General features: G+C 57.8%; 18 protein-coding genes and 1 tRNA gene. 3 read left to right on the forward strand and 16 right to left on the reverse strand.

Going from position 1 to position 16,201, the window contains the following annotated elements; translation table 11 throughout:
• The first annotated feature begins 18 nt into the window (after positions 1 to 18).
• The 3 genes from gcvT to BLQ41_RS28445 all read left to right on the forward strand — a co-directional run bounded on the left by gcvT (position 19) and on the right by BLQ41_RS28445 (position 2,342).
• The gene (gene gcvT / locus BLQ41_RS28435; RefSeq protein ID WP_090188880.1) at positions 19 to 1,143 is read left to right on the forward strand and encodes a glycine cleavage system aminomethyltransferase GcvT; all 1,125 of its coding nucleotides are present in this window, start codon (positions 19 to 21) and stop codon (positions 1,141 to 1,143) included.
• 403 nt (positions 1,144 to 1,546) lie between these two features.
• Entirely contained in the window at positions 1,547 to 1,759 is a 213-nt protein-coding gene (locus BLQ41_RS28440; protein WP_003175786.1) for a cold-shock protein, read from the forward strand.
• 94 nt (positions 1,760 to 1,853) lie between these two features.
• Complete coding sequence (locus tag BLQ41_RS28445) at positions 1,854 to 2,342, forward strand: RDD family protein (protein ID WP_090187401.1); 489 nt, start codon at positions 1,854 to 1,856, stop codon at positions 2,340 to 2,342.
• Positions 2,343 to 2,466: 124 nt separating this feature from the next.
• On the opposite strand, the gene nadA is transcribed toward BLQ41_RS28445, so the two are convergent.
• The 16 genes from nadA to aspS form a co-directional block, all read right to left on the reverse strand.
• Positions 2,467 to 3,525 (reverse strand): quinolinate synthase NadA, encoded by a 1,059-nt coding sequence (nadA, locus tag BLQ41_RS28450; RefSeq protein ID WP_090187405.1) that lies wholly within the window; start codon positions 3,523 to 3,525, stop codon positions 2,467 to 2,469.
• Between the two features lie 272 nt (positions 3,526 to 3,797).
• Positions 3,798 to 3,873 (reverse strand) — tRNA-Lys (locus BLQ41_RS28455).
• 63 nt (positions 3,874 to 3,936) lie between these two features.
• A complete protein-coding gene (queC, locus tag BLQ41_RS28460) occupies positions 3,937 to 4,629 on the reverse strand; it encodes a 7-cyano-7-deazaguanine synthase QueC (protein ID WP_090187408.1) in 693 nt (230 codons plus the stop codon).
• A 1-nt stretch (position 4,630) separates the two neighbouring features.
• Complete coding sequence (gene queE, locus BLQ41_RS28465; protein ID WP_090188884.1) at positions 4,631 to 5,278, reverse strand: 7-carboxy-7-deazaguanine synthase QueE; 648 nt, start codon at positions 5,276 to 5,278, stop codon at positions 4,631 to 4,633.
• Positions 5,279 to 5,443: 165 nt separating this feature from the next.
• A complete protein-coding gene (ybgF, locus tag BLQ41_RS28470) occupies positions 5,444 to 6,295 on the reverse strand; it encodes a tol-pal system protein YbgF (protein ID WP_090187410.1) in 852 nt (283 codons plus the stop codon).
• A 6-nt stretch (positions 6,296 to 6,301) separates the two neighbouring features.
• Positions 6,302 to 6,799: a peptidoglycan-associated lipoprotein Pal gene (gene pal / locus BLQ41_RS28475; RefSeq protein ID WP_090187413.1), complete on the reverse strand. Its 498-nt coding sequence runs from the start codon at positions 6,797 to 6,799 to the stop codon at positions 6,302 to 6,304.
• 52 nt (positions 6,800 to 6,851) lie between these two features.
• Positions 6,852 to 8,153, reverse strand: a complete 1,302-nt coding sequence (gene tolB / locus BLQ41_RS28480) for a Tol-Pal system beta propeller repeat protein TolB (RefSeq protein WP_090187416.1) — start codon at positions 8,151 to 8,153, stop codon at positions 6,852 to 6,854.
• Positions 8,150 to 9,229 carry a cell envelope integrity protein TolA gene (tolA, locus tag BLQ41_RS28485; RefSeq protein WP_090187419.1) on the reverse strand — a complete coding sequence of 360 codons (1,080 nt, stop codon included), beginning with the start codon at positions 9,227 to 9,229 and terminating at the stop codon, positions 8,150 to 8,152. Before tolA ends, tolB begins: the two co-directional genes overlap by 4 nt.
• Positions 9,229 to 9,681, reverse strand: coding sequence for a protein TolR (gene tolR, locus BLQ41_RS28490; protein ID WP_167360554.1), 453 nt, complete (start codon positions 9,679 to 9,681; stop codon positions 9,229 to 9,231). The genes tolA and tolR overlap by 1 nt, the downstream gene beginning before the upstream one ends.
• A 23-nt stretch (positions 9,682 to 9,704) precedes the next feature.
• Positions 9,705 to 10,400 (reverse strand): protein TolQ, encoded by a 696-nt coding sequence (tolQ, locus tag BLQ41_RS28495; protein ID WP_008147369.1) that lies wholly within the window; start codon positions 10,398 to 10,400, stop codon positions 9,705 to 9,707.
• On the reverse strand, positions 10,390 to 10,857 hold the full coding sequence (gene ybgC, locus BLQ41_RS28500; protein WP_090187424.1) for a tol-pal system-associated acyl-CoA thioesterase: 468 nt from the start codon (positions 10,855 to 10,857) through the stop codon (positions 10,390 to 10,392). Before ybgC ends, tolQ begins: the two co-directional genes overlap by 11 nt.
• A 127-nt stretch (positions 10,858 to 10,984) precedes the next feature.
• Entirely contained in the window at positions 10,985 to 12,046 is a 1,062-nt protein-coding gene (gene ruvB / locus BLQ41_RS28505; RefSeq protein ID WP_090187427.1) for a Holliday junction branch migration DNA helicase RuvB, read from the reverse strand.
• On the reverse strand, positions 12,047 to 12,664 hold the full coding sequence (gene ruvA / locus BLQ41_RS28510) for a Holliday junction branch migration protein RuvA (RefSeq protein ID WP_090187430.1): 618 nt from the start codon (positions 12,662 to 12,664) through the stop codon (positions 12,047 to 12,049). It lies immediately after the preceding gene.
• A gap of 115 nt (positions 12,665 to 12,779) precedes the next feature.
• Positions 12,780 to 13,304, reverse strand: a complete 525-nt coding sequence (gene ruvC / locus BLQ41_RS28515; protein WP_090187433.1) for a crossover junction endodeoxyribonuclease RuvC — start codon at positions 13,302 to 13,304, stop codon at positions 12,780 to 12,782.
• Between the two features lie 155 nt (positions 13,305 to 13,459).
• Positions 13,460 to 14,206, reverse strand: a complete 747-nt coding sequence (locus BLQ41_RS28520) for a YebC/PmpR family DNA-binding transcriptional regulator (RefSeq protein WP_090187435.1) — start codon at positions 14,204 to 14,206, stop codon at positions 13,460 to 13,462.
• Positions 14,207 to 14,325: 119 nt separating this feature from the next.
• Positions 14,326 to 16,101 carry an aspartate--tRNA ligase gene (gene aspS / locus BLQ41_RS28525; protein ID WP_090187437.1) on the reverse strand — a complete coding sequence of 592 codons (1,776 nt, stop codon included), beginning with the start codon at positions 16,099 to 16,101 and terminating at the stop codon, positions 14,326 to 14,328.
• Positions 16,102 to 16,201 lie beyond the last annotated feature (100 nt).

Consider the following 16,201-nt stretch of genomic DNA (forward strand, 5'->3'; position numbering starts at 1 on the left):
CTTTTTCAGGAGCTGAATATGTCCACCGAACACCTGTTGAAAACCCCGTTGCACGCTCTGCACATCGAACTTGGCGCCCGCATGGTGCCGTTCGCCGGCTACGACATGCCCGTGCAATACCCGCTGGGCGTGATGAAAGAACACCAGCACACCCGTGATCAGGCCGGGCTGTTCGATGTCTCGCACATGGGGCAGATCCGCCTGACCAGCGCCAATGCCGCCAAGGCCCTGGAAACCCTGGTGCCGGTAGACATCATCGACTTGCCGGTGGGCATGCAACGCTACGCGATGTTCACCAACGAAACCGGTGGCATCCTCGACGACCTGATGGTCGCCAATCTGGGTAACGACGAGCTGTTCCTGGTGGTTAACGCCGCTTGCAAGGATCAGGACCTGGCGCACCTGCGCCAACACATCGGCGATCAGTGCACCATCGAGCCACTCTTCGAAGAACGCGCGTTGCTGGCGTTGCAAGGTCCGGCGGCAGTCACTGTGCTCGCGCGCCTGGCGCCTGAAGTGGCGAAGATGACCTTCATGCAGTTCACCCGTGTGAAACTGCTGGGCGTGGACTGCTTTGTCAGCCGTTCGGGCTACACCGGTGAAGACGGTTTCGAAATCTCCGTGCCGGCGGCCAACGCCGAAGCCCTGGCTCGCGCCCTGCTGGCCGAGCCTGAAGTGGCAGCCATCGGCCTTGGCGCCCGCGATTCGCTGCGCCTGGAAGCCGGCCTGTGCCTCTACGGCCACGACATGAACACCGACACCACCCCAATCGAAGCCAGCCTGTTGTGGGCCATCTCCAAGCCACGTCGCGCCGATGGCGCACGGGCTGGCGGCTTCCCTGGCGCTGAAACCGTATTCGCGCAACAGCAAAACGGCGTCAGCCGCAAACGCGTCGGCTTGCTGCCCCAGGAACGCACTCCGGTGCGCGAAGGCGCTGAAATCGTCAATGAAGCAGGCGACATCATCGGCACCGTGTGCAGCGGCGGTTTTGGCCCCACCTTGGGCGGTCCTTTGGCGATGGGTTACCTCGACAGCAAGTACATCGCCATCGACACACCCGTTTGGGCGATTGTTCGTGGGAAAAAGGTGCCTTTGCTTGTAAGCAAAATGCCATTTGTTGCACAACGCTACTATCGCGGCTGATTGACTGTTTCTATAAGTAACGCGGTTGCGTTAACAGTGCACTAATGTGTAACGCAACCGCCATAAAATAGTGCATGTCGTTGGCTCTAAGCTTCGTTTATGAACTTTGCTTATAACGTCCGAAAACAATTGAACCTCCTTATCGAATAAGCCCGCACTAGTGAACACGCTAATCCCGCAACCTCAGCAAAACCGGGCCTCTCACAGGGCTTGTTTTTTCTCTCGTAGTTGGCGTAGAGTTTGTTCACTGTGTTTGCATGGGTCGCTTGGAATCGTGACCTGGGCAGTAGCCTACAAGTTAGCTACATCCCGTTCGACGTCTTCTTACTCTCCTGCAACCAGCCCCAGTACTCTTTCATGAGAAAGAGACTGTCATTAATTTTTGCGTCAAAGGAAATAAGAAATGTCCCAACGTCAGAGCGGTACCGTCAAGTGGTTTAACGACGAGAAAGGTTTTGGTTTTATCACTCCTGAAAGCGGTCCGGATCTGTTCGTGCATTTCCGCGCCATCCAGGGCAACGGCTTCAAGAGCCTGAAAGAAGGCCAGAAAGTGACTTTCGTTGCTGTGCAAGGCCAGAAAGGCATGCAGGCTGACGAAGTACAAGCAGAAGCTTAATCTTCTGTAACGAAAAAGCCCCTGATGCTGACATCAGGGGCTTTTTTGTGCGCGTAAATCCGTAAAATGGCTTCTTTTGTGTCCAGAGGCTGCGATGTCCAAACACCTGCTCACTCCCCAGGGCGACTTCCCCGCCGCCACCTTGGGTCGGCGCCTGGCAGCCATGTTCTATGACTTTCTGTTGTGTACCGCGCTGCTGATCGTCACCAGCGGCATCTACAAGATGATCCAGATGGCAATCATCGGCGAAGACAAGATGCGCGCCCTCACCGAAGCCGGCGCGCTGGACGGCGATCCGTTGCTGTCGACGGTGCTGTTGTTCGTGTTGTTTGGCTTCTTTGCCAAGTTCTGGACCTGGTCCGGTCAGACGCTGGGCATGCAGGTGTGGTGCATCCGCGTGCAGAACGCCGACGGCTCGTCCATCAGCCTGTGGCAGGCGCTGTTGCGGTTTGTGGTGTCGATCGCGTCGTTGCTGTGCGTTGGCCTGGGCTTCATCTGGTCGCTGTTCGATAAACAGAAACGCAGCTGGCATGACATCTACTCCAACACCCGGATTGTGCGCGTCCCGAAAAAGACCAAGTAATTCAGCCATGCAGAAACCACTGTGGGAGCGAGCCTGCTCGCGATGCGGACTGACAGCGAACATTGATGTCGACTGATAGACCGCAATCGCGAGCAGGATCGCTCCCACAGTTTTTTGCGTGATTTTAAGCGTTACCAGCCAGCTTCATCCGCGCAGCCTGGGTGAAGTCGAGCATCCGCTTCAACGGTCGAATCGCTTGCGGAATCAACGCCGGGTCAACAAAGATCTCGTTCGCCCCTTCCTTCAAGCTCTTGAGCAAGCGCTCAAGGGTATTCATCGCCATCCAAGGGCAGTGCGCGCAACTGCGGCAGGCCGCGCCGTTACCGGCCGTTGGCGCCTCGATGAAGACCTTGTCCGGGCACAGCTGCTGCATCTTGTAGAAGATGCCGCGATCGGTGGCGACGATCAGGGTCTTGTTCGGCAGGCTCTTCGCCGCCGCAATCAACTGACTGGTGGAACCCACGGCGTCTGCCAGCTCGATCACTGATGTCGGCGACTCCGGGTGCACCAGAATCGCGGCGTCCGGGTATAGCGCCTTCATGTCTTCGAGCTGCTCGGACTTGAACTCTTCGTGAACGATGCAGGCACCGTCCCACAGCAGCATGTCCGCACCGGTCTGACGCTGGATGTAGGTGCCCAGGTGTTTGTCCGGGCCCCAGATGATGGTCTCGCCGTTATCCATCAGGCTTTCGACGATTTCCAGCGCGCAGCTGGACGTCACTACCCAGTCCGCACGCGCTTTGACCGCCGCTGAGGTGTTGGCATAGACCACCACAGTACGTTCCGGGTGTTGATCGCAGAACGCCGAAAACTCGTCCACCGGGCAACCCAGGTCCAGCGAGCACGTCGCTTCGAGGGTCGGCATCAGTATGCGTTTTTCAGGATTGAGGATCTTAGCGGTTTCGCCCATGAACTTCACACCGGCAACGACCACGGTCTTGGCCGGGTGAGCGCTGCCGAAACGAGCCATCTCCAGTGAGTCGGAGACGCAACCACCGGTTTCTTCGGCCAGGGCCTGAATCACCGGATCGCAATAGAAGTGAGCAACCAGCACCGCGTCCTGAGCCTTGAGCTCGGCAGCGATGGCGGCACGATAGAAAGCTTCCTCCTCGGCGGTCAGCGGCTTGGGCTGCTTGGCGTCGAGGTGAGCTTGAACCAGAAGGCGTTCGGAAATCTGCGTCATGTTTGCAAGACCTGCAGGCGCATTCGCGCGAAAGTCGAGTATACACCCGGCTCCGGACCCTTCAGGGTACCGCCGGAGAGTGAGTATTCATCAGGCACGGACAGCGGTGAAGAGGCGCAAGGCTACAGAATATCGGCTGGATGCAAAAGATGATTCTGACCTGTGCCATGTGGTGCAGCCCCGCCAGGAGGCCAGCACAAATCGCGGACAAAAAAAAATCCGGAAATCCTCACTTGCGTGGGCCTTCCAGACTTTTAAAACTGCTACAAAAATGGTGGGTCGTGTGGGATTCGAACCTACGACCAATTGGTTAAAAGCCAACTGCTCTACCAACTGAGCTAACGACCCGCTGTGTGGTGGCGCGTATAATACTGATTTTTAAGGACTATTCAACACCTAATTTAAAATAAATCAAAAATAAGGTGTTGGGTCGCTTACGCCGGCTGCTGCAAAGCCTTCCGCACGCAGTCGGCAGCTGTCGCATTTGCCGCACGCACGGCCATTGTCGTCGGCCTGATAGCAAGAAACGGTCAGCCCGTAATCGACACCCAGCTTCACGCCTGCCTGCACGATCTGCGCCTTGCTGAGGTTCTGCAGTGGCGCCTGAATACGGAAGCCATTGCCTTCTACACCCGCCTTGGTCGCCAGATTGGCCATGCGCTCGAAGGACTCGATGAACTCAGGCCGGCAGTCTGGATAACCGGAGTAATCCACGGCGTTCACACCAATAAAGATGTCACGTGCGCCCAGCACCTCAGCCCAACCCAGCGCGAGGGACAGAAACACCGTGTTGCGCGCAGGCACGTAAGTCACCGGAATACCTTCGCCCGGCACCTCCGGCACGTCGATGCTGCTATCGGTCAACGCCGAACCGCCGATACCGTTCAGGTTCAGGCCGATCACCTTGTGCTCGACCACACCAAGGTCGCGGGCAACACGCTCAGCCGCGTGCAATTCGGCGTGGGAACGCTGACCGTAGTCAAAGCTCATGGTGTAGCAGCTGTAGCCTTCGGCACGGGCCATGGCCACGACAGTCGCCGAATCCAGGCCGCCGGACAGCAGGATGACCGCACGCTTTTCAGTAGTGTTCAGTTGTTCAGTCATCTCAGCGCCCCGGCTCGTCATTCCAAAGATATTTATGCAGCTGCAATTGCAGACGCACTGGCAGGTTGTCCGCCACCACCCAGTCAGCCAGGTCCCGCGCATTCAGGTCGTGATGACTTGGCGAGAACAGGACTTCGCCTGCTCGCTGGTCGAGACCGTACTGGATGAGTTTGGACACCGCCCAGTCGTAGTCTTCCCGCGAGCAGATGACAAACTTCACCTGGTCGTTGGGCGTGAGCAGTTCGATGTTCTCGTAGCGGTTGCGGTGCGCTTCTTTTGAACCCGGGGTTTTCAAGTCGACAACACGACTGACCCGGGAATCTACCGCCGAGATGTCGAGAGCACCACTGGTTTCCAGTGACACTTCGTAACCGGCATCACACAACTGCTTGAGCAATGGGATGGCATTCGGCTGGGCCAACGGCTCGCCGCCGGTGACACAGACATAACGCGGACGAAAACCGGCCACTTGCTCGAGGATGTCGTCGAGCGTGCGCACGGTGCCGCCAGTGAACGCATAAGCGCTGTCGCAGTATTGGCAACGCAATGGGCAACCGGTCAGGCGCACAAAAACAGTGGGCAGCCCGGCAGTCCGCGTTTCCCCCTGCAACGAGTAGAAAACTTCGGTGATTCTCAATGTGTCTTGCATAGTCGCCACGGGCATGACAGCTAAACAGGCTGTCCGCCTCCGTCAGGCACTTCAAGGAACCCCGCCATCGCGCAGATCCCAAGAAGCGTGTTTCAAAAAAGGGTGTGAATTCTAACGAAAAAACCCGCGACAAGCGCGGGTTTCTTCAAAACGAGTTTCACAGGCCTACATTTTTTGCAGATCACGCTGGGCCAGTTGAGCAGCGGAAGTGCCCGGGTATTGCGACACCACCTGCTGCAAAATGCCTTTTACCTTGTCGGTATGACCGAGGCGGCGTTCTACATCAGCCAGCTTGTACAGCGAATCAGGCACTTTTGGATGCTTTGGATACAGCTGCGAAACCTTGGCAAAAGCCTGACCCGCGCCTTGCAGATCACCTTTGGCCAAATTCACTTCGCCCAACCAGTACTGGGCATTGCCCGCGTATTGGCTGTTCGGGTATTTGCGCAGAAATGCGGCAAAAGCCTGGCTGGCCTTGTCGAAATCCTTGGCTTTGATCAGGTCGAAGGCTGCGTCGTAGTACAGCTTTTCCTTCGCCGGATCGGCCGGTTCGCTACCCGCAGCGGGTGCCTGCGCGGCTGCAGCTGAGGCTGCCGCTCCTGCACTTGCGCCGACTGCAGCACCGGGGGCATTCAAATTGCCACCGGTGGAAGAATTATCAGGAGTTGCGGCTGGTGCTACGCCGGATCCTATGCGCCGATCAAGATCCTGGTATCGCTCCAGGTTTTCTTGCTTCATGCGCGCTACATCATTTTGCAGAACTTCGATCACGCCCTGTTGACGTGAAATCTGCTCCTGCATCGATTGCAGTTGGTTGAACAGCTCGCCCTGTGCCGAGACAGGGGCCGAAACCCCTCCCCCGGCATAGGCGCCGTTCGTACCGTAACCCGCAGGCGGATAACTGCTCCCGCTATTGTTATAACCGGAGTTGTTATCGACCACAGGAACCGCAGCCCACACCGCAAGCGATGTGAGACTGAGAGCCAAAACAGTTACAGCACGACGGCACGTTCGCATGACGAATTACTTACGCAGTTCGACGCGACGGTTTTGAGCCCAGGACTGCTCGTCGTTGCCGGTAGCAACTGGACGCTCTTCGCCGTAGGAAACCAGTTCCAGCTGAGCTGGGGAAACACCTTGCAGTACCAGGTAACGCTGAACGGCTTTCGCACGACGCTCGCCCAGTGCCATGTTGTACTCACGAGTACCACGTTCGTCGGTGTTGCCTTCCAGAACAACGCGAGCGCCGTTTGCTTTCAGGTCTTTGGCGTGAACGTCCAGAGCGCGCATGGCTTCTGGCTTCAGGTCCGAGCTGTCGTATTCGAAGTAGAAGGTGGTGATTGCGCGCAGAGCAGCTTCTTCGCTCAGGGAACCGTCAACGGCACCAGTGTTTGCGCCGTAACCAGCGTTTGGATCGACAGCGCCTTGACCGGCATTGTCGCCGCCTTTGGACGAGCAACCTACAGCTACAGCCATGGCCAGAGCCAGCGCAGCAAATTTACCAAACTTCAGCATTTCCATCGTGAAACTCCTAATGAACCCCAGTGTGTTAAGTAAAACGTGTAGCGCCGCGTCAGTTCAGGTAAGGGGACCAGGAAGGTTCTCTGACTTCGCCTTGTGCGGTAGGAAGCGGGAGCCTTACGCGTCCATTAATGGACACGAGCATCAAGACTCCCCGGCCCTGCTGGCGGGTGGCGTAGATTACCATGGTGCCGTTGGGCGCAACAGTAGGCGACTCGTCCAGAGTGCTATCAGTGAGGATCTTTACACTACCGCGCTGCAAATCCTGGGCCGCGACCTTGAAATTAGTGAAACCATCCTGGCGGTGAATCATTACCAGAGTCTTTTCATCAGCCGACAGTTTAGGGTTGGCGTTGTAGTTACCAATAAAGGTCACACGCTCCGCACCACCGCCACCGACGCTGGTTTTATAGATCTGTGGTTTGCCGCCACGGTCGGAAGTGAAGTAGATGGTCGAACCATCCTTGCCCCAGAACGGTTCGGTGTTGATGCCAGGACCGTTGGTGACACGACTGATCTGACGCGAACCCAGGTTCATCACGTAGATGTCCGGGTTGCCGTCCTTGGACAGTACGAATGCCAGGCGATTGCCATCCGGCGACCAGGCTGGCGCGCCATTGAGGCCTTCGAAGTTGGTGATCTGCTCACGGCGACCGGTGTCGATGTTCTGCATGAAAATACGCGGACGCTTCTGCTCGAAAGAGACATAAGCGATGCGCTTGCCATCCGGTGCGAAACGCGGCGACAGGATCGGCTCACGCGATTGCAGCAGGGTCACGGCGCGGGCACCGTCATAGTCCGAACGTTGCAGCGTGTAGCGCGTGTTCTTCTCGGAGAAACGCTCGGCCGTTACGTACAGCAGGCGTGTCGAGAACGCACCCTTGATACCGGTGAGTTTTTCGAACGACTGGTCGGCGATGTAGTGCGCCATGTCGCGCAGTTGATCGACGCTACCCGATACGCTGCCGGTCAGCACTTGCTGCTCGGTGGCGACGTTGAACAGCGCGTATTGAACCTGCAGGCGACCGCCCGCTGGAACGATACTGCCGACCATAATGTACTGGGCGCTGATGGCCTTCCAGTCACGGAAAATGATTTCGCTGGCCTGGCTCGGCTGGCTGATCATGTTCTGCTTTGGAATCGGCGAGTAATAACCCGAGTTACGCAGGTCGTTACCGATGATTTCAGCCATGTCGTCTGGCAGCACGGTGCCGCCCTGGAAGCCGAACGGCACTACCGCGATCGGGGTTGCCCGATCACTGCCGCTGGTGACCAGAATGTTTTTTTCATCGGCCGCCGCTATCCCTGCCAGGCAGCAGATAACGACAAGCATTCCTCGAAGAAGGTTTCTCACAAGGCTAGATCCTCAGGTGTGAATGTCATCTTGAATGAACGATACGGAGCGAAATCGCTCGGCTTCATTCCCTGCATTTCTGTCAAACGTCCAATATTCTTGACCGCCGCAACTGCCGACGCGTCGAACGGACCATCGCCACTGGACTTGGCCACACTGACCGAAGTCACTGTACCGTCCGGCAACATGCCGATTTGCAACACGACCGTCATGCCTTTGCGTGCCGAAGGTGGACGAGCCCAGCCTTCCGCTGCACGAGCACGAATCAAATCATCGAAACTGCCGGCGACTTCGTCACCTTGCTCATCCGCCAAGGCTTGTTGACGCTGAGGCGTGTCGGAAAGCAAATCTGCCAAGGCCTGGGCCTTTTTCTCTTCAGCGGATTTACGTGACGCTTCCTGCGATTTTTTCTTCGCAGCATCGGCGGCAGCTTTCTTCTTCGCGTCTTCGGCGACTTTCTTCTTCGCCTCTTCAGCTTCAGATTTCTTCTTGGCCTCTTCGGCGGCTTTCTTCTTCGCGTCTTCGACGATCTTTTTCTTGGCTTCTTCAGCGGCCGCTTTCTTGGCCTCTTCTTCAGCTGCTTTCTTGGCTTCTTCTTCAGATTTCTTCTTGGCTATATCAGCCAATTTTTTGTCTTCGGCCTTTTTGGCTTCGGCGGTCTTCTTGGCTTCATCGGCTTTCTTGGCTTCATCAGCCTTTTTGGCCTCTTCGGCTTTCTTCGTCTCGTCGGCCTTCTTGGATTCTTCGGCTTTTTGAGCCGCGTCTTCCTTCTTTTGTTCCGCGGCTTTGATCGCTTCCTGCTCGATCTTTTTCTGTTCCATCTGTTCGACTTCGGTCTGACGCGCAGCGGATTTCTGCGCTTCACCCGCAATCTTCTGATTGGTCTGGGTGGTCGCCCGACTTTTCGATTTCAGCTGGTACAAGGTCGCCTGGACAATCGGCTTGGCCGGCGGCAGCTCCGGTGTGAAGGCAAAACTGACGAACAGCATGCCGAACACCAGCACGTGCAAGACAATCGCCCAGACACTAGGCCAGAAGTAGCTTTCCGAGGCGGACGGCTCTCGCATTTGCTGCATCAGGGTGCCTCGGTAATCAAGCCAACATTACCGACCCCGGCTTTCTGCAATCCGCCCATGGCGCCCATCACGGAGCCGTAATCGACGGTCTTGTCGCCACGGATGAACACCTGGGTACGCTTGCCGCCTTCGGTCCCGGCACGAATGATCTTGGTCACCGCCTCGGTCATCTGCGGCAAGGTCATGGCCTTGTCCTGCTGCTTTTCGGTGTCGACTTCGCTGCCAAGGTTCCAGTAGTAGGTCTTGTCAGCCTTGATCGAAATGGTCAGGACCTGGGTGTTGTTGTCCTGCGGCAAGGCTTCGCTGGAAACCTTGGGCAGATCAACCTTCACGCCCTGATTGAGCATTGGCGCGGTCACCATGAAGATGACCAGCAGCACCAGCATCACGTCGATGTAGGGCACCACGTTCATCTCGGCAACCGGCTTGCGCTTTTTGCGAGCTCGAGCGATTAAAGCCATTGGAAATTACCTGCTTATTCTTCGCTGGTGTGCACTTTGCGGTGCAGGATCGCCTGGAATTCATCGGCGAAGGTGTAGTAACGGCCCAGCAGGGTTTCGCTGCGAGCAGCAAAACGGTTGTAAGCGATAACGGCCGGAATAGCGGCGAACAGACCGATCGCGGTGGCGATCAGTGCTTCGGCGATACCGGGAGCCACAGTGGCCAGGGTCGCTTGCTGGGCAGTGGCCAGGCCACGGAAGGAGTTCATGATCCCCCAGACAGTACCGAACAGACCGATGTACGGGCTGACGGAACCCACGGTGGCGAGGAACGGCAGGCTCTGCTCGAGTTTTTCTTCTTCACGAGAGATGGCAACACGCATGGCACGGGCCACACCTTCCATGACCGCCTCCGGATCTACGCCAGGCTGCTGACGCAGACGGGAGAATTCCTTGAAACCGGCACGGAAGATCTGCTCGACGCCCGAATCCGGATCAGGGTTACTGCCGGCCTGACGGTAGAGTTTGGACAGGTCGATACCCGACCAGAAGCGCTCTTCAAAGCTCTCCAGGGCACGTCGACCGGCGCGCAGCAGGTTACTGCGCTGAAAGATCATGATCCATGAGGTCACCGATGCGGCTACCAGGATCAGCATTACCAGTTGCACCACGATACTGGCATTGCTGACCAGGCTCCACATGGAGGAATGGTCGACGACGTTAGCTTCCACGCTTTATCTCCTGCTTTGAGTGTGTACCCGCGCCGCTCACGTCGGCAAAGGCCGCACGTAGAGCTTCGGGAATGGCCCGGGGTTTCAAACTGTCAGTGCGCACACAGGCCACCAAAAACTGCCCTTCGCAGAGCAGCACATTATCCGTTGCCCGCCTGACCTGCTGTTTAAAGCGCAGGCTGACACGGTTCAATTCGATTACTTCAGCGCTTACCAAAAGCTCGTCGTCCAGTCGCGCCGGCGCGTGGTAACGCGCTTCGCTGGAATGCACGACAAACAACAGGTCCTCCCCTGCCAGCGCCGATTGGGCAAAGCCCAGATCCCGGAGCCGCTCGGTTCGAGCCCGTTCCATAAACTTGAGGTAATTGACGTAATACACGATGCCGCCCGCATCGGTGTCCTCGTAATAAACGCGACAACGAATTGCGAAAGGCTCAAGCCCGTTTTGCGCGCGCATACTCTAGTGCTTACTCCTCAGGTTGCCAATCCAGCCAGGCAACTGTTTTTCATTGATTCGCGGCTTTCTGGCGAAAGCACGGTCCTGAGACCGCACAAACTCCGAATAAATCAGCGCGCAAAGGTGATTAATCGTCCACGGCATCGAGGAACTCGTCTACCACGGGCATCTCGCCCAATCGTGACGGAATGTTTAAACCGAAGTGCAGATACGCATGCCGGGTAACGACTCGTCCCCGCGGCGTACGCATGATGTAGCCCTGCTGGATCAGGTACGGCTCCAGCACGTCTTCAATGGTGTGGCGTTCTTCACTGATGGCGGCCGCCAGACTGTCGACACCGACCGGCCCACCGTCGAACTTCTCGATCATGGTCAACAGCAGACGCCGGTCCTGGTGGTCGAAGCCACGCTCGTCGACATCCAGCAGGTTCAACGCCAGGTCGGCAATCGGTTTGGTGATGTGGCCCTTGGCACGAACTTCGGCAAAATCGCGCACCCGACGCAGCAGACGATTGGCGATCCGCGGAGTGCCGCGAGCACGGCGGGCGATTTCGAAAGCGCCTTCCGGGTCCAGTGGCAAACCGAGAATGGCCGCCGAACGACTGACAATCGTCGCCAGGTCAGCCGTGCTGTAGAACTCCAGGCGCTGGACGATCCCGAAACGGTCGCGCAACGGGTTGGTCAGCATGCCGGCGCGGGTGGTCGCGCCAACCAGGGTGAAGGGCGGCAGATCAAGCTTGATCGAGCGCGCGGCCGGTCCTTCGCCGATCATGATGTCGAGCTGGAAATCTTCCATCGCCGGGTACAGCACTTCCTCGACGATTGGCGACAGCCGATGGATTTCGTCGATGAACAGCACGTCATGCGGCTCAAGGTTGGTCAACAGCGCGGCCAGATCGCCCGGGCGCTCGAGCACCGGTCCCGAGGTACTTTTGATCGACACGCCCATTTCCTGGGCGATGATGTTGGCCAGGGTGGTCTTGCCCAGGCCCGGCGGGCCGAAAATCAGCGTGTGGTCCAGGGACTCGTTACGCCCGCGAGCCGCCTGGATGAACAACTCCATCTGCTCGCGTACGGTCGGCTGGCCAATGTACTCGGCCAGGCTGACAGGGCGAATCGCCCGGTCCTGGACTTCCTCGCGGTCGCGAGGGCCAGGCGTGGCGGTAATCAGACGATCAGCTTCAATCACTTAAATCATTCCCTTCAGGGCACGACGAATCATGTCTTCACTGCTCAAGCCTTTCTCCTTGATCGCAGAAATCGCCTTGCTGGCTTCCTGCGGCTTGTAGCCCAGGGAAATCAGCGCGCTGACTGCATCATTTTCGGCGGTGGCGACCGGCGCTGGCGCATCAGGCCCGCCCGGCTGGTTCGGCACCAACGCAAACATCGCCGGTACAGTTTCCCAGGCCTTGAAGCGGTCCTTGAGCTCAACCAGCAAACGCTCGGCGGTCTTCTTGCCCACGCCCGGTACCTTGGTCAATGCCGAAGTGTCCTGGGACTGAACGCAACGGACCAACTCGTCGACTTCCAGGCTCGACATCAGCGCCAGGGCCAATTTGGGCCCTACACCATTGAGACGGATCAACTCGCGAAAAAAGTCTCGCTCACGTTTGCCATAGAAACCATAGAGTAACTGCGCGTCTTCGCGTACGACCAAATGGGTGTGCAAGGTCAGCGGTTCACCGACCGACGGCAAGCGATAAAGCGTAGTCATGGGCACTTCCAGCTCATACCCCAGACCGTTTACATCCAGAATCAGGTGCGGCGGCTGTTTCTCAGCCAGTGTGCCGCGCAAGCGTCCAATCACGTTTCAGATCCTTGAGCGTTGGCCAGATCAATGACTGGCGACTGACAGAACAAGGGTTTTTCGCCGGCAACACAGGCGCAAAACCCTCATTCCCTAAAAACGACTGCTGATGCTATCAGAGACGCAGGCGCCCGCCACGACTGCGTGCCGCTCCCAGACCGTGCGGCAACAGGCTCGATCGGGTGTGGGCATGGCAAATGGCAATGGCCAGGGCGTCCGAGGCATCGATTTGCGGCTTGCTGGTCAATTTCAGCATGTGCATGACCATCATCTGCACTTGCTCTTTATTCGCCGCCCCCGTGCCGGTCACCGCCTGCTTGACCTGGGTCGCGGTGTACTCGGCGATTTCCAGGCTTTCTTCGGCACCGGCAACAATCGCCGCCCCCCGCGCCTGTCCGAGTTTCAACGCAGAATCGGCATTGCGCGCCATGAAGACCTTTTCGATCCCCATGGTCACAGGACCGTAGGTCTGAATGACTTCCCGGACACCGCGATAGACGATTTGCAGACGCTCATGCAATTCGCCGGAACCGGTGCGAATGCAGCCCGACGCCACGTACACGCAACCCCGCCCGGTATCGCGAACCACGCCATACCCGGTAATGCGCGAACCAGGGTCGATACCAAGAATTAAAGTCATAACGCCTGCGGGTTGAGTAAAAGCAAAATATCCAATACACCAAATAACAATTGTGGGAGCTGGCTTGCCTGCGATGGCATCACTTCGGTCTGTCTTATACACCGAGGTGATGGCATCGCAGGCAAGCCAGCTCCCACATTAGATCTTAGCCGCCCTTAACCCAGCTGCGCGGCGACCGATTCCGGAATGTCCGCGTTGGAGTAGACGTTCTGTACGTCATCCAGGTCTTCGAGCATGTCGATCAGCTTGAGCACCTTCTCGGCGCCCTCCAGGTCCAGTCCGGCGCTGGTGGTCGGCAGCATCACGATTTCCGCGTCATCACCTTTGAAACCGGCCGCTTCCAGCGCGTTGCGCACGGAGTAGAAACCGGCGAACGAGGTGAACACGTCGATCGAGCCGTCTTCATGGGTCACCACGTCATCAGCGTCGGCTTCCATGGCCGCTTCCATCAGGGCATCTTCATCGACACCCGGCGCGAAGGAGATCTGCCCCTTGCGCTCGAACAGATACGCCACCGACCCGTCAGTCCCCAGGTTGCCGCCGCACTTGCTGAAGGCATGGCGCACGGCAGCTGCGGTGCGATTGCGGTTATCGGTCATGCACTCGACCATCACCGCAACGCCGCCCGGACCGTAGCCTTCGTAGGAGAGTTCGACCATGTCGTCGGTGTCGGCAGCGCCAGCACCGCGGGCCACCGCGCGATCGATGATGTCGCGACTCATGTTCGCGCCCAGGGCCTTGTCCAGCGCCAGACGCAGACGCGGATTGGAACCCGGATCACCACCGCCCTGACGGGCAGCAACGGTCAGTTCACGAATCCACTTGGTAAAAATCTTGCCCTTCTTGGCATCCTGACGTTCTTTGCGGTGCTTGATGTTCGCCCACTTGGAATGACCCGCCATAACTCGCTCCGAATTCTCTTTGAAACATTGCCCGCCGCGTATTAACGCAGGCCAGCAAGAAAAAAATCTCGACCTGTAAAAAAGGCGCATCCCATAAGGATGCGCCTTCAGGGTCAGTCTTACTCTGCTTTTGGCGTTTCGCGCAGACGAATGTGCAATTCGCGCAATGCCTTGGCATCTACAGCACCCGGAGCCTGAGTCATGACGTCAGCCGCGCTCTGGGTTTTCGGGAAAGCGATCACTTCACGGATCGACTGGGCACCAGTCATCAGCATAACCAGACGGTCCAGACCGAAGGCCAGGCCACCGTGCGGCGGCGCGCCGTACTTCAAGGCATCGAGCAGGAAGCCGAATTTCTCTTCCTGTTCTGCTTCATTGATACCCAACAGGCGGAATACCGTCTGCTGCATTTCCTTGCGGTGGATACGGATCGAACCGCCACCCAGCTCGGTGCCGTTCAGGACCATGTCGTAGGCACGGGACAGAGCGGTCGCCGGATTGGCTTCCAGTTCTTCCGGTGTGCATTTCGGCGCGGTGAACGGGTGGTGCAAGGCGGTGAAGCTGCCGTCGTCGTTCTCTTCGAACATCGGGAAGTCGACGACCCACATTGGCGCCCACTTGCAGGTCAGCAGGTCCAGGTCGTTACCGACCTTGATACGCAGCGCGCCCAAGGCTTCGCTGACGATCTTGGCCTTGTCGGCACCGAAGAACACGATGTCACCGTCAACCGCGCCAACGCGATCGAGGATCACATTGAGGTTGGCTTCAGGGATGTTCTTGACGATTGGCGACTGCAGGCCTTCGACGCCCTTCGCGCGTTCGTTGACCTTGATGTACGCCAGGCCCTTGGCACCGTAGATGCCGACGAACTTGGTGTAGTCGTCGATCTGCTTGCGCGGCATGCTCGCTGCACCGGGCACGCGCAAGGCGGCAACACGGCATTTCGGATCGTTGGCAGGACCGCTGAAGACCTTGAAGTCGACTTCTTTGAGCTGATCGGCAACATCCACCAGTTCCAGCGGGTTACGCAGGTCTGGCTTGTCGGAACCGTAGCGGCGCATGGCTTCTTCGAAAGTCATGTGCGGGAATTCGCCGAATTCCAGATCCAGCACTTCCTTGAACAGGTTGCGGATCATGCCTTCGGTCAGGCCCATGATGTCTTTTTCATCGAGGAAGCTGGTCTCGATGTCGATCTGGGTGAATTCCGGCTGGCGGTCAGCGCGAAGGTCTTCGTCACGGAAGCACTTGGCGATCTGGTAGTAGCGGTCGAAGCCGGCCACCATCAACAGTTGCTTGAACAGCTGCGGCGATTGCGGCAAGGCGAAGAACGAACCGGCGTGAGTACGGCTCGGCACCAGATAGTCACGCGCACCTTCAGGGGTCGCACGGGTCAGGATCGGCGTCTCGACATCGAGGAAGCCGTTCTCGTCCAGGTAGCGACGGATGCTGGTGGTCATGCGCGAACGCAGACGCAGCTTCTCGGCCATTTCCGGGCGACGCAGGTCGAGGAAGCGATAACGCAGACGGGTTTCTTCACCCACGTCCGAGTACTCGTTCAGCGGGAACGGCGGGGTTTCCGACTCGTTCAGCACTTCCAGCTCGTAGCCCAGGACTTCGATCATGCCCGACGCCATGTTGGCGTTGGTTGCACCGGCCGGACGCAGGCGTACCTTGCCGGTGATCTTCACGACGTATTCGCTGCGCACACGATCGGCGGCGGCGAAGCTTTCGGCGCGGTCCGGATCGAACACCACCTGGGCCAGACCATCACGATCACGGATATCGAGGAAAATCACCCCACCGTGGTCACGGCGACGGTGAACCCATCCGCAAAGGGTAATTTCCTGGCCTTCCAGGCTTTCGTTCAGTTGGCCGCAATAATGGCTGCGCATCATGGTAGTGGTTTCACTTCTCGTAATTCGAAATTCGGTTGGAGACCTTGTTCATACCCGGCACTTGAATAAGGCGCCCGATATGCCAAGAACTCGCACGTGT

Source organism: Pseudomonas arsenicoxydans (assembly GCF_900103875.1).
Taxonomy (GTDB): domain Bacteria; phylum Pseudomonadota; class Gammaproteobacteria; order Pseudomonadales; family Pseudomonadaceae; genus Aquipseudomonas; species Aquipseudomonas arsenicoxydans.

Coding starts and splice junctions, on each gene's coding strand:
- BLQ41_RS28445 (WP_090187401.1), top strand. CDS start 1,854: ATGTCCAAACACCTGCTCACTCCCCAGGGCGACTTCCCCGCCGCCACC.
- tolA (WP_090187419.1), bottom strand. CDS start 9,229: ATGCAGCAAATGCGAGAGCCGTCCGCCTCGGAAAGCTACTTCTGGCCT.
- aspS (WP_090187437.1), bottom strand. CDS start 16,101: ATGATGCGCAGCCATTATTGCGGCCAACTGAACGAAAGCCTGGAAGGC.
- pal (WP_090187413.1), bottom strand. CDS start 6,799: ATGGAAATGCTGAAGTTTGGTAAATTTGCTGCGCTGGCTCTGGCCATG.
- ybgF (WP_090187410.1), bottom strand. CDS start 6,295: ATGCGAACGTGCCGTCGTGCTGTAACTGTTTTGGCTCTCAGTCTCACA.
- ruvC (WP_090187433.1), bottom strand. CDS start 13,304: ATGACTTTAATTCTTGGTATCGACCCTGGTTCGCGCATTACCGGGTAT.
- nadA (WP_090187405.1), bottom strand. CDS start 3,525: ATGACGCAGATTTCCGAACGCCTTCTGGTTCAAGCTCACCTCGACGCC.
- BLQ41_RS28440 (WP_003175786.1), top strand. CDS start 1,547: ATGTCCCAACGTCAGAGCGGTACCGTCAAGTGGTTTAACGACGAGAAA.
- queC (WP_090187408.1), bottom strand. CDS start 4,629: ATGACTGAACAACTGAACACTACTGAAAAGCGTGCGGTCATCCTGCTG.
- queE (WP_090188884.1), bottom strand. CDS start 5,278: ATGCAAGACACATTGAGAATCACCGAAGTTTTCTACTCGTTGCAGGGG.
- ybgC (WP_090187424.1), bottom strand. CDS start 10,857: ATGCGCGCGCAAAACGGGCTTGAGCCTTTCGCAATTCGTTGTCGCGTT.
- BLQ41_RS28520 (WP_090187435.1), bottom strand. CDS start 14,206: ATGGCGGGTCATTCCAAGTGGGCGAACATCAAGCACCGCAAAGAACGT.
- gcvT (WP_090188880.1), top strand. CDS start 19: ATGTCCACCGAACACCTGTTGAAAACCCCGTTGCACGCTCTGCACATC.